This is a genomic window from Mycolicibacterium houstonense (genome assembly GCF_900078665.2).
Lineage (GTDB): Bacteria > Actinomycetota > Actinomycetes > Mycobacteriales > Mycobacteriaceae > Mycobacterium > Mycobacterium houstonense.
In genome coordinates this window covers 1,670,242-1,692,036 of record NZ_LT546207.1, presented here as the reverse complement: position 1 = coordinate 1,692,036, position 21,795 = coordinate 1,670,242, and the positions used below count along the sequence as shown (strand labels likewise).

Here is a 21,795-nt window from a genome sequence, read left to right as displayed (position 1 = left end):
CGCGTCGCCCGCGGCGGCATCGGCGGCCTTGGCCGGCTCAGCCGGGGCCGGACCGGATGCCGGCGGCAACTCAGTGCCGATCAGGGCCAGCACGGCCTCGGGAACGTCGGGATCGGTGAACACCAACTCGGCGTGCGCCAGCACGGATTGCGCCCGTGCCGTCAGCAGCCCCGGGTCTCCCGGGCCTGAGCCCACAAATGTGATGCGGCCGGGCTTAGCCTTGCGACCTCGCATGGTCATTCTTCACTCCCGCGCTTCTACCAACAGCTCGCGTGCACCCAGATCGAAAAGCTCCGCGGCCACCGAGACACCCAAGTCAGCGGCCCGACCGGGAGTTCCGATGCCGGACGCACGGATCACGTCGGATCCGTCCAGCGTCGCCACGCAGCCGCGCAACGACAGCTCCTCGAAGACGTTGCCGTCCTCATCGATCGACTCGACCACCTCAGCGATCGCACCGACCGGTGCGGAACAACCCGCCTCCAGTTCGGCGAGCAGGATCCGTTCGGCGGTAACCGCGGCGCGCGTGTCGGTGTCCTCCAGCTCCGACAGCACCGAAATCAGCTCGGTGTCGCCGGCGCGACATTCCACCGCGAGCGCACCCTGAGCCGGCGCTGGCAACATCTGCACCGGCTCGAGCGTCTCGGTGACTTCTTCGAGCCGTCCGATACGGGCCAGACCCGCACGGGCGACCACGATGGCGTCGAGATCACCGCTCGTAACCCTGTTCAACCTGGTATCTAGGTTGCCTCGTAGGGGGCGGATTTCCAAACCGAGACCCAGTGCTCTAAGCTGCGCGGCCCGCCGCGGGCTCGACGTGCCGATCGTGGAGCCGGCCGGCAACTCTCCGAGCACCAGTCCGTCGCGTGCCACCAGCGCGTCCCGGGGATCCTCACGACGCGGGACGGCGGCGATGGTGAACCGCTCGTCCTGGGCGGTGGGCAAATCTTTGTAGGAGTGCACGGCCATGTCGACCCGGCCGTCGTGGATCGCCTCTCGCAGCGCCGCGGTGAACACCCCGACGCCGATGTCGGCGATCGGCCCCTGGTTGCGGTCACCCTCGGTGGAGATGATCACCAGCTCACAGGGGTGACCGGCGGCCAGCAAAGCGTCCCTTATGGTGCCGGCCTGCGTGGTCGCCAGCAGGCTACCCCGGGTGCCGATCCGGATCACCGTATCGCGCGTTTTTACCAAGCTCTACTCAGACTTATCGAGATCTGTTGTCATGAAAGGCAATTCGCTGGCCGCCACAGCTTCGACGGCCTGCGGATCGAGTTCGAACAGCTCCCGCAGGGCCTCTGCGTAGCTGTCCCCGCCAGGTGCGCTGGCAAGTTGTTTCACCCNGGGCCAGGGCATGGTGCACGTCGGCCAGAGAGACCACCGGACGGACCGCCCCGGTGCTGCTGATCACCACGTCGGCGTCGGCGAGAGCCTCCGGCAGCTGGTCCAGCGATACCGCCTGGGCCTGGACCCCCTGCTCGGTGAGGTTCGCGGCCAGGCGCTGGGCCCGCGGCAGCGACCGGTTCACCACGTGGACCCGCTCGATCCCGGCCCGCACCAGGTGCGCGCCGGCCAGGGCGCCCATGGAGCCCGCGCCGATCACGGCCGCCGTGCGTCCGGCCAGCCCGCCGGTGAGTTTGGTGTCGGCCATGCCGAGGGCCACCGAGACCACCGATGCGCCGGCGGCGTCGATCCCGGTCTCGGAATGCACCCGCTTGCCGACGTTCAGCGCCCGCTGCGCCAGCTCGTGCAGGGTGCGCCCGACCGTCTGATTCGCCTCGGCCGAGGAATACGCCCGACGCACCTGCCCCAGCACCTGGGCTTCGCCGATGACAGCCGAATCCAGGCCGCTGGTCACCGCGAACAGGTGCTCGACGGCGGCCTCGGCGTAGCGCACATAGGCATATTTGGTGAGGTCGTTGAGCGACATGCCGGAGTGGTCGGAGAGCACCTGACCGATCACCGAGAGGCCTCCGTGGAACGCCTCGACCACGGCGTAGACCTCGACCCGGTTGCAGGTGGACAGCACCATCGCCTCGGTGACCAACGAAGACCGCAGCACCTCGTCGATGATCTTGGCCTGATCGGATTCGTCAGTGCTCAACTGCTCCAGAACAGACACCGGCGCGCTGCGGTGCGAAACCCCGAATAGCAGCACACTCACGGCGTCATCACCACGTCACCAAGGTAATCGTTTCCGGCCTGGCCACCAAATTTCACCGCGTGGAAAGGTCGGCGCGAAGCTGCTGCTCGTCGACCTCCCAGTAACTGTGCTCAGTACCGTTCAGCAAAATCACCGGCAACAGGTCGCCGAATCGCGCCCGCAGCGACGCATCGCCCGCGTCGGCCGCGGCGTCGACATCGGTATTCACCAGGTCGAAGTCCAGTTCCTCCCGCAGCGCCGCCAGCTGCTGGGCGGCGCGGGCACACATGCCGCAGCCTGCCCTGGTCAGCAACGTCACAGTGGCTCGACCGCCACTACCCGCCTGCTCGCCCTCCACACCGCCAGTATCCCGGCGCGGTGACTTAGGGTGAAAACGTGCCCGAATCCGGTAGTGCCGATGCGCTCGAACAGCAGCTTGGCGGTGAGGCCAGCGCCGAGGTCGCCGTCACCGAACTCGAGTCCGACACCGACCCGGTCGGTACGCCGGCGCCACCGCCCGATCTGACGGCCGCGGCGTTCTTCGACGTGGACAACACCCTGGTGCACGGCTCGTCGCTGGTGCACTTCGCGCGGGGGCTGGCCGCCCGCAAGTACTTCACCTACCGCGACATCCTGGGCATCGCATACGCCCAGGCCAAGTTCCAGTTCACCGGCAAGGAGAACAGCGACGACGTCGCCGAGGGCAAGCAGAAGGCGCTGGCGTTCATCGAAGGCCGCTCGACCGCCGAGCTCGAGGCGCTCGGCGAGGAGATCTACGACGAGATCATCGCCGACAAGATCTGGCCCGGCACCCGGGCACTGGCCCAGATGCACATCGACGCCGGCCAGCAGGTGTGGCTGGTCACCGCGACGCCCTACGAGCTGGCCGCCACGATAGCCAGACGGCTGGGATTCACCGGAGCGCTCGGAACGGTTGCCGAGTCGGTCGACGGCGTGTTCACCGGTCGGCTGGTCGGCGACATCCTGCACGGCACCGGCAAGGCCCACGCCGTGCGGTCGCTGGCCATCCGGGAAGGCCTGAACCTGCGGCGCTGCACCGCCTACTCCGACAGCTTCAACGACGTGCCGATGCTGTCACTGGTCGGCACCGCGGTGGCGATCAACCCCGATGCCGCCCTACGCGACGTGGCCAGGGAGCGGGGCTGGGAGATCCGCGATTTCCGGACCGCCCGCAAGGCCGCGCGCATCGGTGTTCCGTCGGCATTGGCCCTCGGCGCGCTCGGCGGCGCATTGGCCGCGGTCGCGTCCCGTCGCCACGACATTCGCTGAGCAAGCGCACCACGCTGATAAGCTGCCGCGGCGGGCCGCGCAACGGGCCCGACAGCCATGCACGTTTGTGCGCACCGCGCACCGCATACGAACAGCGCAGGGAACATGAGCATCGCCGCAAACATCATCGGGACGCACTACCGGTACCCCGACTACTTCGAGGTCGGCCGGGAGCAGGTCCGTGAGTTCGCCCGCGCGGTCAAGGACGACCATCCCGCGCACTACAACGTGGAATCCGCCAGGGAATACGGCCATGACGCCGTGGTGGCCTCCGTGACGTTCTTGGCTGTCGCCGGCCGCCGGGTCCAGCTGGAGCTGTTCGACAAGTTCGACATCCCGATCAATCTGGAGCGCGTGCTGCACCGCGACCAGAAGCTGATCTTCCACCGGCCGATCCTGGTCGGCGACAAGCTGTGGTTCGATTCGTACCTGGACTCGGTCATCGAGTCGCACGGCACCGTGATCGCCGAGGTTCGCGCCGAGGTCACCGACGACGACGGCAACCCGGTGGCCACCAGCATCGTGACCATGCTCGGCGAGGCCGCCATCGACGAGGCTGACGAGATCAGCTCGCAGATCGCCGCGGCGCGCGACGCGGCGATCGCCAAGATGGTTGCTGGGCAAAAGAGCTAGCCCCCCCACGAGCAGATATAGAAATGCCCCTTTCCGCTCGGAAAGGGGCATTTCTTCGTCTGTACGTGGGTGAAAGGTGAGCGAAAAACTCAGCCGAAGAACATGTTTCGGCGGCCGGCCAGCAGCCGGTACAGCGTGTGCTGGATGGTTTCGCGGACCTGATCGGTCAGCTCGAAGGTGACCATCGGGTCGTCGGCGGCACTCTCGTCGTAGCCGGTGGTCTCGATGGGCTCACCGAACTGGATGTGCCACTTCGACGGCAACGGCACCAAACCGAGCGGTCCGGCCAGCGGGAACAGCGGGGTCACCGGGAAGTACGGCAGCCCGAGCAGCCGGGCCAGCAGCTTGATGTCGGCCATCATCGGGTAGATCTCCTCTGACCCGACGATCGAGCACGGCACGATCGGTGCCTGTGCCCGCAGAGCTGCGGAAACGAACCCGCCGCGGCCGAACCGCTGCAGCTTGTAGCGGTCCTTGAAGTTCTTGCCCAGGCCCTTGAAGCCCTCCGGGAACACCGCGGTGAGCTCACCGTTGGCCAGCAGCCGGTGCGCATCGGTGGTGCAGGCCACCGTGTGCCCGGCCTTGCGCGCGGCCTGGCCGACCATCGGCAGGTCGAAGACCAGATCGGCGGCGAGCAGACGCAGGTCCCGATGCGCGGGGTGATGGTCGTGCACGGCCACCTGTGTCATCAGGCCGTCGAACGGCAGCACCCCGGCGTGGTTGGCGACGACGAGCGCGGCCCCGGTCTCCGGCAGGTTCTCGATGCCGGACACCTCGACGCGAAACCAGGACCGGAAGAAGGTCCTGAGCAAAGGCAGGAAGATTGCGTTGGTGATGTGCGGATCGAACCCGAACTCGTCCACCGAGTAGGCGCCGGTCATCCGGGTCCGGATGAATTCCGAGACCGCCGCGATGTGTTTGGCGAGTTCGGTGGGGCGGTCGTCGACCACCGACTGGCCCGACGCGGTGCTGCGGTGCTGATCGATCTCCCGCACCACGGCGGCGATCTGCTCGGCCGACGCGCGACTACCGGGATCGGTCAGTACCGACGGATGCCGGCGAGCGCTGTCCGACCGGGCCGCAGCGCGCCGCGCAGCGCCGGCACGACTTGAATTGCCATGTAGCGGAATGACTTTCGCTTTAGGTTCGGCCGCCACGTCGATACCTTCTCCCCACCCCGGATAGAGCCAGTACTAATGTCCCAAACGCTGCGCCACCCCCACGGCGCGGCTCTCCATTGAGCGTACCCATCGCGGATCGAGTATCGGAGTCAATCCGCGACCACGGACGTAATCGTCGAACGCTTCGGCTGTCGTCCACTTTGGACTGTAGCCCAGATCCCTGTGCATGCGCGTGGTGTCCATGACCCGGCCGTAGCTCAGATAGTTCATCTGATCCCGGTCGAGTTCGGTGTAACGCGTTGCGCGACTGAGGGAATTGATCGCCGACAACGCTCCGCGCGGCACCGGGACCCGGATTCGCCCGGACCGGCGGATCGCCTGGCTCATCATGATGATGCCCGAGGCGCCGACGTTGAACGTGCCCGCCTTGCCGGCCATCGTGGCCCGTTCCAGCGCGCCGAGGGCGTCCTGTTCGTGCAGCAGTTGCAACCGTGCGTCGTGCCCGACCACGGACGGGACGATCGGCCCCGCGAGGTACCGCGACAGCGCGGTGTCCATGGCCGGCCCGATCATGTTGGCCAGCCGCAGGATCGTCAGGTCGATGTCCGGCCTGCGCCGCGCCAGCCCGCGGGCGTACCCCTCGATATCGATGCTGTCCCGCGCGAAGCCGTCACCCGGCGGACGCCGAGCACTGCTCTCCTCGCTGAACATGACCGGGTCACGCGAACTCGCGCCGTACACCTCGGACGTGGACTTGAGCACCACCCGGCGGACCGACGGCGCCTTCTGGCAGGCCGCGAACAGCTGGATCGCGCCCATCACGTTGAGTTCCTTCAACGCGGCCCGGCCACCGGACCTGGGCGCGTACGACGCCGCCGCCGCATGTACGACGGTGTCCACGTTCCCGTTCCGGATCACCTTGGCGATGAACGGGTTGCGGATGTCGGCGCGGACGAACTCGGCCCGCCCCATCCGACGCATCAGGTCCTTGCTGGGCACCACCGCGTCGACGGCGATGACATGCTCGATGGACGGGTTCTGCGCCAGCCTGGCGGTCAGATAACCACCGAGGAACCGGCACGCACCCGTGACCAGAACCACTTTCGGAGGAGGGGCCGCGCCTGTCGGCTGGGCCCCGCCAGTTGACCCGGGGACTCCCGTCGGGCGTCCCCCCGAACGACCTTCAGAATCCATCGGCTCAGCCTAGCGGCCGCAGCGGTTGGCTACTTGCCGAGTTTTCTACGCTGCACCCGGGTACGCCGAAGCAGCTTGCGGTGCTTCTTCTTCGACATACGCTTACGCCGCTTCTTGATGACTGAGCCCATAAACCCCGGTGTCTCCGCTACTCCGCTGATGATTGACCCGGTTACTTTACCCGGGCCAACCACCGAAACGGAAAACGCCAGCCTGGGTCAACGCTCCAGCCCCGGTGCGGCCGTGCGCTCAGCCCGCGTCGAAGTACGAAGACTCCAGCAGATCGTGGACAGCCTTGGCGTGGACCCGGAACGATCGACCCACTCGAACCGCAGGCAACTCGCCGTTGTGCACCAATCGGTACACCGTCATCTTCGAGACCCTCATCAAGCTCGCCACCTCGGCGACCGTCAGAAATTGAGCTCGAGGCTGACCGTCGCCAGCATCCCGCGCCGATGGCCCGTTCATAGACGTCATCGCAACCCAATCAATCAGGCACAGGCAGTCCCAGCGGCTTCCCCACCGCTGGCACCGACCCGCGCATACAAAGGGAGAATAGCGTGGCGGGTGGGGTTACTGCGACGGGTGTGGGCTAATCCATCGGAATTAATCTAATTACTCAGATGTAATTCCGAGCTGCTCAGAGCGTATTTTCGCGGCCTGGACGGCGTTGGACACCGCGGACCGCAGGCCACCGCGCTCGAGTTCCCGCAGCCCAGCGGCGGTGGTACCGGCCGGGGAGGTCACCATCGCCCGCAATTGGGTGGGTGTGGTGTCCAGGGCGGCGCCGCCCGCCGCGTTCACCTCGTCGAGGCGCTCCAGCAGCATCGCGGCCGAACCGGCCATCGTCTGCACCGCCAGATCGGTGGCCACCGCGCGCGACAGACCCGACTCCACCCCCGCGTCGACGAGTGCCTCGACCATCAGGAAGAAGTACGCCGGCCCCGAGCCGGACACCGCCGTCACCGCGTCCAGCTGCGATTCGCCGACGGTGATCACGCCGCCGACGGCATCGAAGATCGCCGAGACCTCCTTGAGCTGCTCGGCGGTGACGAACCGGCCCGGGGCCAGCGCGCTCACGCCGCCGCCGACCACGATGGGCGCATTGGGCATGACGCGGACCACCGGCGCTCCGGCAGGCAGCTTGTTCTCGTAGTACGACGTGCTCACGCCGGCGGCGATGGAGACGAACACCTGCTCGGCGGTGTCGGTGTCGGCACTCACGGCGGCCTCGGCGATCTCGTCGATCACGTTGGCGACATCGGCCGGCTTGACCGCGACGACGACGTAGTCGGCGGCGTCGGCGGCGTCGGCGACCGAGGTCACCAGCACCGAGTACTTCTCCGACAGATACTTGGCCCGGCCCGGAAACTTCTCCGCGACCACCAAATCCTTGACCTGCCTGCCAGCCCTTAACAGTCCCGACAGCAGTGCCTCACCCATGCTTCCGCCGCCGATGATCGCGATTCTCGACATGGGCGACAGCATCCCACGACGGCCGACCCGCGATGCCTCCGCCGTCAGCCTTGCGCGGGCACCATCGCCAGCTGCCGCGTCTGGACGATGATCCGGCCCTCGCAGTCGACCACGATGTGGTCCTCGTCGAACCAGTCCTGGCCGATCTGCACCGAGGTGCACATCACCCGCAGCCAGCCATCGGCCGGTAACGCCCGCAGATAGGCCGTCAGCTGGACCGTGGGCGCCCAACCGGTGCGCTCCACGGCAAAGGTGACCGGAGCCGACACATCGCCGCACAGGAGCGCGAACAGGACGTCGGGAGCGACTCCCTTCGGACGCACCCAGTACTCGAAGACCGGTGGGCCGCCGTCGGTGCGCGGGCCCATGGTGTGCAGCGCGGGCCGGATGTCACAGCCGTGCGCCAGATGCACGACGTGCTCCATGGGATGTCCCGGCCCGATCGGCTCGAGCCCCGGCGGCGGTTCCGGCGTCATCAACGGCACCACGGGGTTGAACGACAACAGCGGCGGCACATGATGTTCGGGCTCCCCGAGCGTCACCGACGCCGTCACCGCCACCCGATCGCCCTGCCGCAGCTCCACGTCGACCAGGCCGATCCGTCGACCGCGCTTGCGCACCGTCGTGGCGAGCTGCATCGGCCCGGGATCCGGCGCCCACAGGTAGTTCGCCGACATCGCGATGGGCTGCGCGGTCGAACCCAGCTCGGTGCGTGCGGCATTCGCGCACAACGCGAGCATCGCGCCGCCGTGCACCTTGGGGCCGATGGTCCAGTGCTCGTTGAGGTCGCCGTGATAGATCCCGTCGCCGGCCGGCGTCAGGGCCATGGCGTCGGTGAACAGGGTGGAGCCGGTCATGGGCGGTCCTTCGTGGGTATGGCGCCGGAATTCAGCGCAACAGGTGCGTGCGGGCGAACTGCAGCGACTCGGTGAGCAGCGCCTCGCGTTCGGAGGCCGTCCTGGCCGCCGACGTCGTGACCTCCAGCACGACGTGACCGGAGAAATTGCCTGCCGCCAGCATCTGGCAGATCTCGGCGGCGGGCTGGGTGCCGCGGCCGGGCACCAGATGCTCGTCGGTCGAGGCGCCCTTGCCGTCGCACAGGTGCAGGTGCACCAGGCCGTCGCCCATGCGCCGGGCCATGTCCATGGCGTCGGTGCCCGCCGTGGCGGTGTGGCTCAGATCGAGCGTGTAGTGCGCGTGATTGCCGTCCAGCGGGTCGTACGACGGCGCGAACGCGGTGATGCCGCGGCCCGGGGTGCCGCCGCGCTTGCGCATCCGCTCGATGGAGGTGCCGCCCGCCCCGAAGAACCGGTCGGCCCGGAACGGGAACATGTTCTCCACCGCCACCAGAATCTCGCTGTCGGCCTCCAACTGGGCGACCTGATCGCTGAACCCCTCGGCGTAGCGGCGCTGCCACCGGAACGGCGGATGCACCACGACGGTCTGCGCACCCAACTGTTCGGCGGCCCGCACGCTGCGCTCCAGCTTGGGGATCGGGTTGGCTCCCCACACCCGCTGCGAGATCAGCAGGCACGGCGCGTGCACCGACAACACCGGGACGCCGTAACGAGATGACAACGCGGCTACCGCTTCCACGTCCTGGCTGACCGATTCGGCCCACACCATGAGCTCGACGCCGTCGTACCCGAGCCGGGCAGCGTACTCGAACGCAGCCTCGGTCCTCAGCGGATAGACCGAAGCGGTGGACAGGCCGACCTTGATGGCTGGGCGCACAGACCTAATTGTGTACTGGCCGATTTATGTACGGGTGTACTAACTCGCCTGCAGCAGCGCCAACGGTCCGAAGGTGACCAGTGCCCCGACCGCCACCGCGGTCAGCGTGCTGCCGATGTCCTCGGTCTTGCGGACCACCCGCACACCCCCGGCCAGGCCGAGGATGACCAGCACGCCCAGCACGAGGGCGACGATGGTGTTCCACTTCCACAACTGGTCGAAGGCGACGAACAGGCCGGCGCCGAAGGCCACCGCGATCATGCACTGGCCGACGACCCACAGGGCGCGCATCAACGGCGAGGCCGGCTGATGCTCTTCGTCGAAATCGTCGTGTTCGTCGAAGTCGCCCGCCTCGGCCGTGCCGTCGCCCAGATCCTCGTCGAGCTCGAGGTCGGCGTCATCGGCGCCGGAACGGCCCCGCGCGCGGCGGGTGGCCTCGTCGGCGTCGGAATCGCCGCCGAACAGCGATCCCAGCGGGGCGTAGGAACGATCGTCGTAGTCATCGGTGTAGTCGTCGTAGACCGAGTCGTCCACGGCGTCGACGTCACGCACTTCCTCGTCGTCCNGGGCCCGCCGTTGCGGGCGCGCGACTCGTCGCGGGATTCGCGGGGCTCGCGAGGTTCACGGGTTTCGCGCGGCTCACGGACCTCACGGGACTCGCGGGGCTCGTCGACGATGGGCGGCACGATTGCGGTGTCGACCAGCGGGTCAGGCGCGGGCAGCGATTCATCCGGCGCATCGACCTCGATGTCGTCGGTGATCACCGGGATCTCTCCGGTGAGTTCGGCGACGGTCACCGCATCGCTGTTGCCGCGACGACGCCGACGGCGACCGCCGACCGGGGGTGCCCCGATCGTCCCGTTCTTCGCCAGCAGCTCGGCGACCGAGATCGGCCGGGTGCCGGATGGGCTGTTTTCTGGTCCTGTCATACCTATGTTGCCTTTGGGGCTAGCTCTTCCTTAACGTCCGGCGTCCCGCGCCTACGTCTCTACCAAGGCTGTGCCGTCGGCCTCGCTGTCGAGTTTCCGCAGAATCAGCCCTTCTCGCAACGCCCAGGGGCAAATGTCGACGGAATCGATATCCAGTGCTCGCATACTAGCTTCAGCTACCAAAGCACCGGCCACGATCTGTGGTGCCCGCTCGGCGCTCACCCCTTCCAGTTCGGCACGGTCAGCCGCAGTCATCCTAGAGATGAAAGCTATGAGCTGTCTTAATCCGGCGGCGGTGAGGGTTCGCTTGACCCGAGGGCCGGCACCCGAGGGGGCCGCCCCGGTCAACCGGGCCAACGATCGGAAGGTCTTCGAGGTGGCCACCGCCAGGTCCGGGGTCCCGGTCCGGCGCATGGTCTCACCTGCATCGGCGAGCTCGGTGGCCAGCCAGTCCCGCAGCATCGCGACTCGGCGCCGCCCAGGAGGGTCTTCGGCGAGCCACTCCCTGGTCAGCCGCCCCGCTCCCAGCGGCAACGACAGCGCCACCTCGGGTTCTTCGTCCACCCCGCTGGACAGCTCGAGCGAGCCACCACCGATGTCGATGTTGATGATCCGGCCCGCGCTCCAGCCGTACCAGCGGCGCACCGCCAGGAACGTCAGCCGGGATTCGTCGACCCCGCTGAGCACCTTGAGGGAAACCCCGGTCTCGGCCTGCACCCTGGCCAGCACGTCCTCAGAGTTGGTGGCGTCACGCACCGCCGAGGTGGCAAACGCCATCAGTTCGGCGCAACCCGAGCTGGTGGCGATCTTGGCGAACTCGTCGACCGTGGCCACCAGGCTGTCGGCTCCCTTGCGGGTCAGCTTGCCCGAGTTGTCGATGGCCTCGGCGAGCCGCAGCGCCGCCTTGGTGGAGCTCATCGGGGTCGGATGGCCGCCACGGCGCGCATCCACCACGAGGAGATGAACCGTGTTACTCCCGACATCGAGCACGCCTAGCCGCACCGCACCAACCTAACGGCAGCCGAGAGGCGCTTCGTGGCCGGACCTCCCGAACCCGCCGTGACCGGCCGGCCGGGAATGTGGCGCGCCGCACCGCCGCTAGTGCGGCGGTTGGGAATTGCGTTCGGCCATATGGGGGTAGCGTTTGCGCTGTGACAGATGTGCATCCCGGTGAGGTGGAACTGGACTTTGCCCGTGAGTGGGTGGAGTTCTATGACCCTGAGGACCCGACGCATCTGATTGCCGCCGACATGACGTGGTTGTTGTCGCGCTGGACGTGCGTGTTCGGCACGCCGGCCTGCAAGGGCACGGTCGAGGGCCGGCCGGACGACGGCTGCTGCTCCCATGGAGCGTTCCTCTCCGACGACGACGATCGGGCCCGGCTCGACGATGCGGTCAAACAGCTGACCGACGACGACTGGCAGTTCCGCGAGAAGGGGCTGGGCCGCAAGGGCTACCTGGAGGACGACGAGTACGACGGCAAGCCCAACCTGCGCACCCGGAAGTACAAGGGCGCGTGCATCTTCCTGAACCGTCCCGGTTTTGCCGGCGGGATCGGGTGCGCCCTGCACAGCAAGGCCCTCAAACTCGGGGTCGAACCGCTGACCATGAAGCCCGACGTGTGCTGGCAACTACCGATCCGACGCAGTCAGGAGTGGGTCACCCGGCCCGACGACACCCAGATCCTGCGGACCGTCATCACCGAATACGACCGGCGCGGCTGGGGCGAGGGCGGTGCGGACCTGCACTGGTACTGCACCGGTGATCCCGCCGCCCACGTCGGCGCCCGCCCGGTGTTCGAGTCCTACGCGCCCGAGCTCACCGCGGTGCTCGGCGAGAAGGCCTACGCCGAACTGGCCGCGATGTGCCGGCGTCGCAGCGCCCTCGGACTGGTGGCGGTGCACCCGGCGACGAGGGCCGCGGAGTAGCCCGGTGGTTCAGCCCTCCAGCTTGTAGCCCAGGCCGCGCACGGTGACCAGGTGCACCGGGTTGGCCGGGTCCGCCTCGATCTTGGAACGCAATCTCTTGACGTGCACGTCAAGGGTTTTGGTGTCACCGACGTAGTCGGCGCCCCACACCCGGTCGATGAGCTGGCCGCGGGTGAGTACCCGGCCGCTGTTGCGCATCAGGTATTCGAGCAGGTCGAATTCCTTGAGCGGCAACGTGATCTGCTCACCGTTGACACTGACGACGTGGCGTTCCACGTCCATCCGCACCGGGCCGGCCTCCAGCACGCCGTCGCCGATGCCGCTGTCGTCGGTGTCGGCGCCACGGCGCAACACGGCCCGGATCCGGGCGATCAACTCGCGGGCCGAATACGGCTTGGTGACGTAGTCGTCGGCGCCCAACTCGAGGCCGACCACCTTGTCGATCTCGCTGTCGCGCGCGGTGACCATGATCACCGGCACGCTGGAGCGGGCACGTAGTTGCTTACAGACGTCGGTACCGCTCATCCCGGGCAGCATCAAGTCCAGCAGGACGATATCGGCGCCGGAGCGCTCGAACTCGGCCAGTGCGGAGGGACCGTCGGCGACCACGGTGGCCTCAAAGCCTTCCTTGCGGAGCAGGAATGCCAGGGGATCGGCCAGCGACTCCTCGTCCTCAACGATCAACACGCTGGTCATCGTTCTCGCTAATCCTCTCGTTCGTCCGAGCCACTGGTGGGCTCATCGGTTTCGGGATAGGCCGGGATCGACAAGGTGAACGTCGACCCGGTACCCGGCTGACTCCACAGCCGGATGGTTCCGTTGTGGTTGGCGGCCACATGTTTGACGATCGCCAGGCCCAGCCCGGTGCCGCCGGTGGCGCGCGAACGGGCCTTGTCGACCCGGAAGAACCGCTCGAAGACCCGTTCCTGATCGGCCTTGGCGATGCCGATCCCGCGGTCGGTGACCGCGATCTCGACGCTGCCGCCACGGCGGCGCCGGCTGATCGAGATGCCGGATCCGTTGGGCGAGTAAGCGATTGCGTTGGAGACCAGATTGGCAATGGCGGTCACCAGCAGAGTCTGGTCGCCCAGCACGCGGTAACCGGTCGGATGGTCGGTGGTAATCGAGATGTCGGCCTTGTCGGCGGCCACCTTGTGCCGCGACAGCGCTTCGGACACCACGGTGTCGACGTCGACGGCGCCCAGATCGGGCAGCCGCTCGGCGCCCTGCAACCGGGACAGTTCGATCAGCTCGCCGACCATCTCGGCCAGCCGCTGCGATTCGGCCACCATCTTGTCGGAGAAGCGGCGCACCATGTCCGGGTCGTCCGCGGAGGCCTGCAGCGCCTCGGCCAGCACCCGCATCGCCCCCACCGGCGTCTTGAGCTCGTGGCTGACGTTGGCCACGAAATCCCTGCGAGTCGCTTCCATTCTCGCGTGCTCGGACTGGTCGTCGGCATAGACGACGGCGAAGCGCCGGTCCTGATCGGTCAGTGGCCGCACCAGGCCGCGCACCGAGATACCCGAACGGCCGGGGTGGGCCAGCTTGCGCGGCGACAGATCCACGTCGATGGCCTGACCGGTGGCGAACACCTGCTCGGCGGCGCGCCAGGCCCGGTCGTCGAGGAGCCGGTCGCGCACCACACCGAGTTCGGAGGCCCGCTCATTGGCGTAGACGACGTCGTTGAAGGTGTCGACCACGACGATGCCGTTGGGCGAGGCGGACACGATGTGCTGGAGCATCTGCGACACCGTCAGCCCCGCCTGATCGGCTTCGCGACGTCGCCGACGGGCAACGATGCGGGGTGCGACTGCGGCGGCGACGCCCGCACCGACAATCAGCGCGAGCAACGACACGACCGCCGTCAGCAGTAACGCCGACACCAAGCTCACGCGAAAATCGTACGCACCCGGTGAACGTCATCCCAGCAGCGTGCGGCCAAAACGGGACAAGTCACACCGACAAACACAGGAGTTCGGCCGTCGTTAACCCTGGGTAACCTGCTGTTCGCCCACAGGCCCGCGGGCCCAGCGAACTATTTTTTGGCTCCCTGCGCGGCCACTGCCGCGGCGCCGGCGGCCGCAGCCTCGGGGTCGAGGTACTGCCCGCCCGCCACCAGCGGTTTGAGGTTCTCGTCGAGGTCGTAGCGCAGCGGGATACCGGTCGGGATGTTCAGACCGACGACCTCATCGTCGGACATCTGATCGAGGTATTTGACCAGCGCACGCAGCGAGTTGCCGTGCGCGGCGATCAGCACGGTCTTGCCGGCCTTCAAATCGGGCACGATCGTGGCCTCGTAGTACGGCACGAAGCGCTCCACCACGTCCTTGAGGCATTCGGTCAGCGGGCCGCCGCCGATGTCGGCGTAGCGCGGGTCGGAGTCCTGGCTGAACTCGCTGCCCTTCTCGATCGGCGGCGGCGGCGTGTCGTAGCTGCGCCGCCACGCCATGAACTGCTCCTCGCCGAACTTCTCCTTGGTGGCGGCCTTGTCCAGGCCCTGCAGCGCGCCGTAGTGACGCTCGTTGAGCCGCCAATCCCGGTGTACGGGGATCCAGTGCCGGTCGGCGGCGTCGAGCGCCAGGTTCGCGGTGGTGATGGCGCGGCGCAGCAGCGACGTGTAGACCACGTCGGGCAGCACGTCCTGCTCGACCAGTAGCTTGCCGCCACGGATGGCCTCGGCGCGGCCCTTGTCCGTGAGGTCGACGTCGACCCATCCGGTGAACAGGTTCTTCTGGTTCCAGTCGCTCTCACCGTGGCGGAGCAGGATCAGCGTCGGCATGGCTGTGATCTTCTCACGGTCGCCATCGCGGCCGCCGAACGGCCGACGCCCGCTCAGTCGTCGATCAGGTGCTCGAACGCCTCGAGGTTCTTCAGCGACTCACCGCGCGACACCCGCCACTCCCACTCCTTCTGGATGGACGACCGGAAGCCGAGTTCCAGCAGGGTGTTGAAGTCGGAATCGACGGCCTCGAGTACCTGACCGAGCACCCGGTCGATCTCGTCGGCGGTGACCGCCTCCAGCGACATCCGTCCGACGAGGTAGATGTCGCCGACGTTGTCGAGGGTGTAGGCGACCCCGTACAGCCTGCGGTTGCGTTTGAGCAGGAACCGATAGACCCCTTCGAAGTTCTCGTCGGGCTTGCGGCACACGAACGCCTCGACGCGCACCGAATGCTCACCGATGCTCAGGATGGTGTTCGTCTTGAGCTTCCGCTCCCCGGGCAGCTCGACGACGATGCCCGGCAGGCCACCGTGTGCGCCCTTGTGGTGGTGGTAGACGAGTTCATGCTCATCGAGGGTGTCGGTGATGACCTTTACGACGCCGGTGCCCATATCTACGTCCGCACCCCCCGACGCAACGCGAAGCGCCGCGCGGAGCNGCCGGCCGCGCGCAGCAGGATGTCGGGGGCCTTGAGCGGCTGGATCCGGCCCACGAAGGCGACCACCTGCTCGTCGGAGGCCACGCCAAGCACCGCGCGCGCCGCGTCGCGGGATCCGGGAGTGAAGGCGTCCAGGTCGACCCCCGGATGCACCACGTCGATCCGGCCCGGATCCGCATTGTGCAGCGAAACCAGTTGCTGCGCTTCGTGTTCGGTGTTGACGATGAGACGGTCCGCCTCGTCGACCACCTGCTGCTCTCCCACCGCACGCAATGGCGGTTCCGGCGAGTCACCCGCGGCCAGCGCGGCGTTCTTCACCGCGGCCAGGGTGTGCGCGGTGTGCACCAGCGGCACCGCCCACCGGTCCCGGGCCAGCCAGCCGACCTGGCCGGACAGCCAGTAGTGCGAGTGCACGACGTCGTAGTAGCCGGGCTCGTGGGTGGCCTCGGCCCGCAACACCCCGGCGGTGAAGGCACACAGCTGCGTGGGCAGGTCGTACTTGTCCAGGCCCTCGAACGGTCCGGCCACCACGTTGCGCACCAGGACTCCCGGGGCCACCGAGACCACCGGGGCATCCGACGACGAGGTCGCCCGGGTGAAGATCTCCACCTCGACACCCCGACGGGCCAGCTGCAATGCGGTTTGGAGCACGTACACATTCATCCCGCCGGCGTCACCGGTACCCGGTTGCGCCAGCGGCGAAGTGTGCACCGACAGCACCGCGACGCGGCGGGGTGTCTCAAGGTCGGGGGCTAGACGCACACAGACATGTCTACACCGCCGCGGATCGGCGGGTTTGAGCGCGCCGCATGGCGCCGATCGGATCGGCATACAGGCCACCCAGCGAGACGATGCCGGCGCTGGCCTCCTGCACCCGGTTGCCGAAGGCCGTCAACCGGATGTCGCGGGGCCCCAGCACCGAACGCCGCGTCACGGCGTCCTCCACGACGGGCATCCCCTCGGGGTATTCGGTGAAGGCCTGGCCGCCGAGCACGAGGTCGTCGGGGTTGAGCAGGTCGCGCAGCAACGCGACGGCCTCGCCCAGCACCCGGGCGCGGTCGGCCAGCAGNGGAACGAACGGTGGAACGAGCGGGAGCGGCGACGGCGGTGGTCACGTGAAGGGTCCTTACTGGTTGTCGGCTGGTGGGGCGAAAACCACACCTGGCGACTCAGCAGGACGGGAAAGCGGTGTCCGGGGTCTCCTCAGGCGCGGCGGGGTGCGCAACAACAACACGCACGCCGCGCGAAGCGGGAGTCCAGATTCCGGGTCACACGAAGAACTTAGCACGCCCATCTAATGTTGGGCAGATGACGACAGCACAGCCAGAACAACGAGTAGCGGTGGTTACCGGCGCCAGCGCCGGAATCGGTGCCGCCACCGCGAAAACCCTTGCCGCCCTGGGCTTTCACGTAGTGTGCGCGGCGCGGCGGGCCGAGCGCGTCGAGGCCCTGGCGGCGGAGATCGGCGGCACCGCGATTGTGGCGGACGTCACCGATCAGGCTGCCGTCGACGCGATGGCGGCCCAGCTGGACCGGGTGGATGTGCTGGTCAACAATGCCGGCGGCGCCCGGGGGCTGGAAACCGTGCTGGATGCCGACCTCGACCACTGGCGGTGGATGTGGGAGACCAACGTGCTCGGCACGCTGCGGGTCTCCCGCGCGCTGCTGCCGAAACTGATCGCATCCGGTGACGGCCTGATCGTGACGGTCACCTCGATCGCGGCGTTCGAGACCTATGACGGCGGCTCGGGTTACACCGCAGCCAAACATGCCCAGGGCGCGCTGCACCGCACGCTGCGCGGTGAGCTTCTCGGAAAACCGGTGCGGCTCACCGAGATTGCGCCTGGCGCGGTGGAGACCGAGTTCTCGCTGGTGCGCTTCGACGGCGATCAGCAGCGGGCCGACAACGTGTACCGGGGCATCACGCCGCTGGTCGCCGAAGACGTCGCCGAGGTGATCGGATTCGCCGCCTCGCGGCCGTCCCACGTCAACCTGGACCAGATCGTGATCCGTCCGCGAGATCAGGCACCGCACGGGCGCTTCAACCGGAAGTGACGCCGATCAGCCGCCCGGCGCGGGGCTGGGCGGGGTGGTGGTCGTCGGGGTGCCCGACAAGGTGGGCGCATCCGTCGGCGTCGCCGGGGCGGTAGCCGGCAGATTTGTCGGCGCATCCTCCGACGACAGCGCGGACATGGACTTCCACTCGTTCCAGTCCACCGCCCAGTCCCAGATGTCGCCGTCGGCGTACGACAACTGCAGCCGGGTCCCGGTCACCTCGACCGGGTCGCCGTACATGGCGGTGTTGTAGTACTGCTGCGCGTCTTCGAGCGACAGGTTGATGCAGCCGTTGGTGACGTTGCTGTTGCCCTGGGCACCCGAGCTGGCCGGGTTGGCGTGGATGAACTCGCCGTTGTTGGAGATGCGCACGGCGAACCGCTCCCGGACGTTGCTGTAACCGGCGGCGGGGTTGGTCATGTAGAAGTCCTCGTACTTCTCGGTGACCACGTGGATGCCGCTGCGGGTGACGTTGCGATCGAGATCGCCTTCGCCGTAGCTGCACGGGAAGTCCATGATCACCGCGCCGGCCCCGTCGAGCACCTGGATGCGGTGCGACGATGCCTCGGCCCTGACCACCTGACGCCGGCCCACCTCGATGTCGAGCGTGGAGTCGGCCGCGCCGTAAGCGGCCTCGCCGAAGCGGACGCCGTACAGCGGGGCCTTGACGCTGACCTTGGTTCCGGCCGGGAAGTACTCCCGGCTGCGCCAGTGCACGCGCGAGCCGCCGGCCTCATCGGGCAGCCACGCCCAGCTGCCCTCGACCGCGGGCGTGGTGGTGACCTGAAGGGCTTTCTCGATGGTCGCCCGGTACTCGTCGTCGATCGCGGCGTCGAACTGCAGGATGATCGGGGCGGCCACACCGACCACCTGGCCGTCGGCGAGCTGGAACTGACCGTTGACCTGTTTCTGCGGGGCGACGGTGGTGAACTTGCCCTCGACGGGCTGGGCCTTGCCGTCCTGCCCCACCACCGAGCCGGCCCACGTGTAGCTGCCGTCGTAGCCGAGGGGTTCGGTGACGGTGAATGCGGTGCGGTCGCTGTTGAATTTGCCGGCGACCACCTTGCCGTTGGCGTTGGTCAGGCTGACGCGCTGGAACCAGCCGTTCTCCACCTTGACCCCGACCGGCGCCGTCGGCAGCACATCCTCGGCGTCCGCGGCAGGCTCATACGTCACCGTCGGGGCCACCGGGCCTTCGGCCTCCGGTGCGGACACGGACGATTCTCCGGAGCATGCGGCCAGCAGGCCGGCCCCCACTCCGACGGCCAGCACCGTCAGGGCACGCCGCCGGTTGAACAACGGCGTGTCGGCCTCTATATCACCGCCTGAGCTCACGTGGACCTAGGGTACCGACAGATCGCACCCGAACAGAATCGGTTCGGGCTGCAGAGTGATCCCGAAGCGGTCCCGGACCCCGGCCTGTACCGCTCTGGCCAGGGCAATCACGTCGGCAGTGTTCGCCTCACCACGGTTGGTCAACGCCAGCGCATGTTTGGTCGAAAGACGCGCGGCAGCGCCCTCACCCGGGTAGCCCTTACCGAAGCCGGCGTGCTCGACGAGCCAGCCGGCGGCCAGCTTGACCCCGTCGGGTGCGGGGTAGTGCGGCACCGGCCCGGCCTCGGCGTTCGCCGGGTCCGCCAGGAAGGCGGCCTGCAGCCGATCGAACTCCGCCTGCGACACCACGGGATTGGTGAAGAACGACCCGACGCTCCACGTGTCGTGGTCCTGCGCGTCGAGCACCATCCCTTTGCCCGCCCGCAGCTTCAGCACGGTCTGGCGAACTTGGGCCGGGTCGGCACGCTCCCCCGGTTCGACGCCCAGCGCGGTGGCCAGTTCGCGGTAGCGCAGCGGTGCGCTGCGGCCCGTCGCGTCCAGGGCGAACTCGACCTCCAGCACGATGACCGCGTCGGAGTGTTTCAGGGTGCTGGTGCGGTAGCCGAACTTCAGCTCTTCCGGTGCGGCCCAACGGTCTTCGCCCGTGCGCCGGTCGAGCAGACGTACCCGGCTGATGGTGTCGGCGACCTCGGCGCCGTACGCACCGACGTTCTGCACCGGCGTGGCTCCGACCGAACCGGGGATTCCGGACAGGCATTCCAGCCCGCCCAGCCCGTGCTGCAACGAGGCGACGACGACATCGTCGAACACCGCGCCCGCCTCCGCGCGCAGCAGGTTGCCCGCCACGCTGATCGCGGTGTTGGCCACCCGCACCACCGTGAGGTCAGGCATGGTGTCGGCCAGGTCGTCGGCCAACACCACATTCGAGCCACCGGCCAGCACCAGGATCGGGTCGGTCACCGCGCGCAACACGTCGACGAGCTGATCAGTGGTGGTGCAGGTCAGTACCCGGTTGGCCACCGGACCGACCCGCAACGTGGTCAGTGGGGCCAGCGCAACCGCTTCGTCGATTGCGACACCGGCAACATGCGAACTGACCACGGGCCGTAACGGTAGCCTGACCAGCTATGCCGCGATCATTCGACATGGCCACCGACTACGAGGGCAGCGTCGAACAGGTCCATCGGGCATTCGGTGACGAACGGTATTGGCTGGCCCGGCTCGCCGATTCGGGGGCCGACGAAACCAGCCTGGACGCGCTGAACGTGACCGCCGACAGCGGCATCGATGTGGTGACCACCCAGGTGTTGCGCTCGGACCGGCTGCCCGGGCTGGTGTCACAGTTCCACCGCGGTGATCTGAGCATCCGGCGCGAGGAGCACTGGCAGCCGATCCGCGACGGCCGGTCCTCGGGCGCCGTGACCGGCACGATCCCCGGTGCGCCGGTGTCGCTGTCCGGTACCGCGACCCTCGTCGGGACCGACGGCGGGTCCCGGCTCTCGGTGCACATCACGGTCGAGGTGAAGGTGCCGTTGGTGGGCGGCAAGATCGAGAGCTTCATCGGCTCGCAGCTCACCGATCTGCTGATCGCCGAGCAGCGCTTCACCTCGGTGTGGATCACCGAGCACCGCTGACCCCGGCGGTACCGTCGGTAGCCATGAGCCGAAGCCGGCAGACCACGATGGTGTTCGACGCACCCGCCGACGCGGTCTATGCCGCATACTCGCGCCGGGAGTACTGGCAGGCCATGATGGACCGCTACGACGACCTGACGCCCGGCAAATCGGACCTCACCGCATTCAGCTCCGGCGAGCACGGCATCGAGGTCGAGTTCCGGCAGGTGCTGCCGCGCGCGGAGCTGCCTCCGATCCTGCGGTCGGTGGTGCCGCTCGACATGGCGATCACCCGGAGACAGTGCCTCGGCCCGTTCGATCCGGGCGGGGTGAAAGGCGACTACACGGCGACGGTTTCCCATGTTCCGGGCCGGCTCGATGGCCGCTATGTGCTGACCGGGGTCGGCGCGGGCAGCCGGCTGCTGGCCGACAGCCGGTGCAAGGTGCCGATGCCCCTGGTCGGGGGCAAGCTCGAAGACATGGTCCTGCAATCCGTCAACGACGTGTTCACGATCGAGGGGGCGTTCACCACTGAGTGGATCTCCGAGCACGTCTAGACCCGTCGGGGCGGTCACCCGGGGCACCACCGGGTACAACCGGCTGCGCCGCAGCGACCGCTGGCTGGTGCACTCGGCCCGGGTACGCACGGCATTGCGGGCCGCCGCCGATCCGCTGGTGGTCGACCTGGGATACGGCGCGCTGCCGGTCACCACGCTCGAGCTCGCCGCGCGTCTGCAGACGGTGCGCACCGACGTCCGGGTGGTCGGGCTGGAGATCCACCCCGAGCGGGTGGCCACCGCGCGAGCCATGGCCGGCGGCACCGACGTGCACTTCGCCCTCGGCGGATTCGAGCTGGCCGGGCTGCGGCCGGTGCTGGTCCGCGCGTTCAACGTGTTGCGGCAGTACCCGGTCGAGGCGGTGCCCGAGGCCTGGGCCACGATGGCGCGTCAGCTCGCGCCCGGCG

The 21,795-nt window shown here is 68.0% G+C and carries 24 protein-coding genes and 4 pseudogenes; 7 read left to right on the top strand and 21 right to left on the bottom strand.

The window, feature by feature from the left end; all coding sequences use genetic code 11:
• The 4 genes and pseudogenes from BN4332_RS08530 to BN4332_RS08515 form a co-directional block, all read right to left on the bottom strand.
• Positions 1-240, bottom strand: a 240-nt coding sequence (locus BN4332_RS08530; RefSeq protein ID WP_235654050.1) for an SAM-dependent methyltransferase, incomplete at its 3' end; no start/stop codon positions are given.
• A gap of 3 nt (positions 241-243) precedes the next feature.
• Positions 244-1,173, bottom strand: a complete 930-nt coding sequence (hemC, locus tag BN4332_RS08525) for a hydroxymethylbilane synthase (protein ID WP_066898049.1) — start codon at positions 1,171-1,173, stop codon at positions 244-246.
• 24 nt (positions 1,174-1,197) lie between these two features.
• Positions 1,198-2,164, bottom strand: a pseudogene (hemA, locus tag BN4332_RS08520) (glutamyl-tRNA reductase).
• Between the two features lie 52 nt (positions 2,165-2,216).
• Positions 2,217-2,462, bottom strand: a complete 246-nt coding sequence (locus BN4332_RS08515; RefSeq protein ID WP_066898048.1) for a glutaredoxin family protein — start codon at positions 2,460-2,462, stop codon at positions 2,217-2,219.
• Between the two features lie 77 nt (positions 2,463-2,539).
• Here BN4332_RS08515 and BN4332_RS08510 point away from each other — a divergent pair, with 77 nt between their 5' ends.
• Both BN4332_RS08510 and BN4332_RS08505 read left to right on the top strand, forming a co-directional pair.
• Positions 2,540-3,433, top strand: coding sequence for an HAD family hydrolase (locus tag BN4332_RS08510; protein WP_066898047.1), 894 nt, complete (start codon positions 2,540-2,542; stop codon positions 3,431-3,433).
• A gap of 105 nt (positions 3,434-3,538) precedes the next feature.
• A complete protein-coding gene (locus BN4332_RS08505) occupies positions 3,539-4,066 on the top strand; it encodes an FAS1-like dehydratase domain-containing protein (RefSeq protein ID WP_066898046.1) in 528 nt (175 codons plus the stop codon).
• 89 nt (positions 4,067-4,155) lie between these two features.
• Here the strand turns inward: BN4332_RS08505 and BN4332_RS08500 are convergent, their stop codons facing one another.
• The 9 genes and pseudogenes from BN4332_RS08500 to BN4332_RS08460 form a co-directional block, all read right to left on the bottom strand.
• Positions 4,156-5,223, bottom strand: a complete 1,068-nt coding sequence (locus BN4332_RS08500) for a lysophospholipid acyltransferase family protein (protein ID WP_066898045.1) — start codon at positions 5,221-5,223, stop codon at positions 4,156-4,158.
• Positions 5,224-5,259: 36 nt separating this feature from the next.
• Positions 5,260-6,381 (bottom strand): SDR family oxidoreductase, encoded by a 1,122-nt coding sequence (locus tag BN4332_RS08495; protein WP_200820281.1) that lies wholly within the window; start codon positions 6,379-6,381, stop codon positions 5,260-5,262.
• 29 nt (positions 6,382-6,410) lie between these two features.
• The gene (locus tag BN4332_RS08490) at positions 6,411-6,512 is read right to left on the bottom strand and encodes a 30S ribosomal protein bS22 (RefSeq protein WP_003402602.1); all 102 of its coding nucleotides are present in this window, start codon (positions 6,510-6,512) and stop codon (positions 6,411-6,413) included.
• 118 nt (positions 6,513-6,630) lie between these two features.
• A complete protein-coding gene (locus tag BN4332_RS08485) occupies positions 6,631-6,858 on the bottom strand; it encodes a cell division/environmental response transcriptional regulator (protein ID WP_003882954.1) in 228 nt (75 codons plus the stop codon).
• Between the two features lie 138 nt (positions 6,859-6,996).
• Entirely contained in the window at positions 6,997-7,857 is an 861-nt protein-coding gene (gene proC / locus BN4332_RS08480; protein ID WP_096867051.1) for a pyrroline-5-carboxylate reductase, read from the bottom strand.
• Between the two features lie 44 nt (positions 7,858-7,901).
• The gene (locus tag BN4332_RS08475) at positions 7,902-8,714 is read right to left on the bottom strand and encodes a thioesterase family protein (protein WP_066898042.1); all 813 of its coding nucleotides are present in this window, start codon (positions 8,712-8,714) and stop codon (positions 7,902-7,904) included.
• Positions 8,715-8,745: 31 nt separating this feature from the next.
• The gene (locus tag BN4332_RS08470) at positions 8,746-9,591 is read right to left on the bottom strand and encodes a sugar phosphate isomerase/epimerase family protein (RefSeq protein ID WP_066898041.1); all 846 of its coding nucleotides are present in this window, start codon (positions 9,589-9,591) and stop codon (positions 8,746-8,748) included.
• 39 nt (positions 9,592-9,630) lie between these two features.
• Positions 9,631-10,520: pseudogene (locus BN4332_RS08465) on the bottom strand (Rv0497 family membrane protein).
• Positions 10,521-10,571: 51 nt separating this feature from the next.
• Positions 10,572-11,522 carry a Ppx/GppA family phosphatase gene (locus BN4332_RS08460; protein WP_066898040.1) on the bottom strand — a complete coding sequence of 317 codons (951 nt, stop codon included), beginning with the start codon at positions 11,520-11,522 and terminating at the stop codon, positions 10,572-10,574.
• Between the two features lie 149 nt (positions 11,523-11,671).
• On the opposite strand from BN4332_RS08460, the gene BN4332_RS08455 reads away from it, so the two are divergent.
• Positions 11,672-12,448 (top strand): DUF3109 family protein, encoded by a 777-nt coding sequence (locus BN4332_RS08455; protein ID WP_066898039.1) that lies wholly within the window; start codon positions 11,672-11,674, stop codon positions 12,446-12,448.
• A gap of 9 nt (positions 12,449-12,457) precedes the next feature.
• Here the strand turns inward: BN4332_RS08455 and regX are convergent, their stop codons facing one another.
• The 6 genes and pseudogenes from regX to BN4332_RS08425 form a co-directional block, all read right to left on the bottom strand.
• Positions 12,458-13,144 (bottom strand): two-component sensory transduction protein RegX, encoded by a 687-nt coding sequence (gene regX / locus BN4332_RS08450; RefSeq protein WP_066898038.1) that lies wholly within the window; start codon positions 13,142-13,144, stop codon positions 12,458-12,460.
• Between the two features lie 8 nt (positions 13,145-13,152).
• A complete protein-coding gene (locus BN4332_RS08445) occupies positions 13,153-14,340 on the bottom strand; it encodes a sensor histidine kinase (RefSeq protein ID WP_066898037.1) in 1,188 nt (395 codons plus the stop codon).
• 143 nt (positions 14,341-14,483) lie between these two features.
• The gene (locus BN4332_RS08440; protein ID WP_066898036.1) at positions 14,484-15,227 is read right to left on the bottom strand and encodes a phosphoglyceromutase; all 744 of its coding nucleotides are present in this window, start codon (positions 15,225-15,227) and stop codon (positions 14,484-14,486) included.
• A gap of 53 nt (positions 15,228-15,280) precedes the next feature.
• Entirely contained in the window at positions 15,281-15,781 is a 501-nt protein-coding gene (locus tag BN4332_RS08435) for a type III secretion system chaperone family protein (protein ID WP_066898035.1), read from the bottom strand.
• Positions 15,782-15,831: 50 nt separating this feature from the next.
• A pseudogene (locus BN4332_RS08430) lies at positions 15,832-16,590 on the bottom strand (glycosyltransferase); the annotation flags it as partial.
• Between the two features lie 10 nt (positions 16,591-16,600).
• Positions 16,601-16,897 (bottom strand): annotated as a pseudogene (locus tag BN4332_RS08425) (hypothetical protein); the annotation flags it as partial.
• 239 nt (positions 16,898-17,136) lie between these two features.
• Here BN4332_RS08425 and BN4332_RS08415 point away from each other — a divergent pair.
• Complete coding sequence (locus BN4332_RS08415) at positions 17,137-17,883, top strand: SDR family NAD(P)-dependent oxidoreductase (protein ID WP_066898033.1); 747 nt, start codon at positions 17,137-17,139, stop codon at positions 17,881-17,883.
• 6 nt (positions 17,884-17,889) lie between these two features.
• Here the strand turns inward: BN4332_RS08415 and BN4332_RS08410 are convergent, their stop codons facing one another.
• Both BN4332_RS08410 and BN4332_RS08405 read right to left on the bottom strand, forming a co-directional pair.
• Positions 17,890-19,218, bottom strand: a complete 1,329-nt coding sequence (locus BN4332_RS08410; protein ID WP_066898032.1) for a L,D-transpeptidase — start codon at positions 19,216-19,218, stop codon at positions 17,890-17,892.
• Positions 19,219-19,224: 6 nt separating this feature from the next.
• Positions 19,225-20,319 (bottom strand): UDP-N-acetylmuramate dehydrogenase, encoded by a 1,095-nt coding sequence (locus BN4332_RS08405; protein ID WP_066898031.1) that lies wholly within the window; start codon positions 20,317-20,319, stop codon positions 19,225-19,227.
• Between the two features lie 26 nt (positions 20,320-20,345).
• Here BN4332_RS08405 and BN4332_RS08400 point away from each other — a divergent pair, with 26 nt between their 5' ends.
• From BN4332_RS08400 to BN4332_RS08390, 3 genes are all read left to right on the top strand, one after another.
• Positions 20,346-20,852 (top strand): DUF2505 domain-containing protein, encoded by a 507-nt coding sequence (locus tag BN4332_RS08400; protein WP_066898030.1) that lies wholly within the window; start codon positions 20,346-20,348, stop codon positions 20,850-20,852.
• A gap of 23 nt (positions 20,853-20,875) precedes the next feature.
• Positions 20,876-21,388: a DUF2505 domain-containing protein gene (locus BN4332_RS08395; protein ID WP_096866860.1), complete on the top strand. Its 513-nt coding sequence runs from the start codon at positions 20,876-20,878 to the stop codon at positions 21,386-21,388.
• A partial coding sequence (locus BN4332_RS08390; protein ID WP_200820389.1) for a class I SAM-dependent methyltransferase occupies positions 21,363-21,795 on the top strand: 433 nt, incomplete at its 3' end. The genes BN4332_RS08395 and BN4332_RS08390, both read left to right, overlap by 26 nt.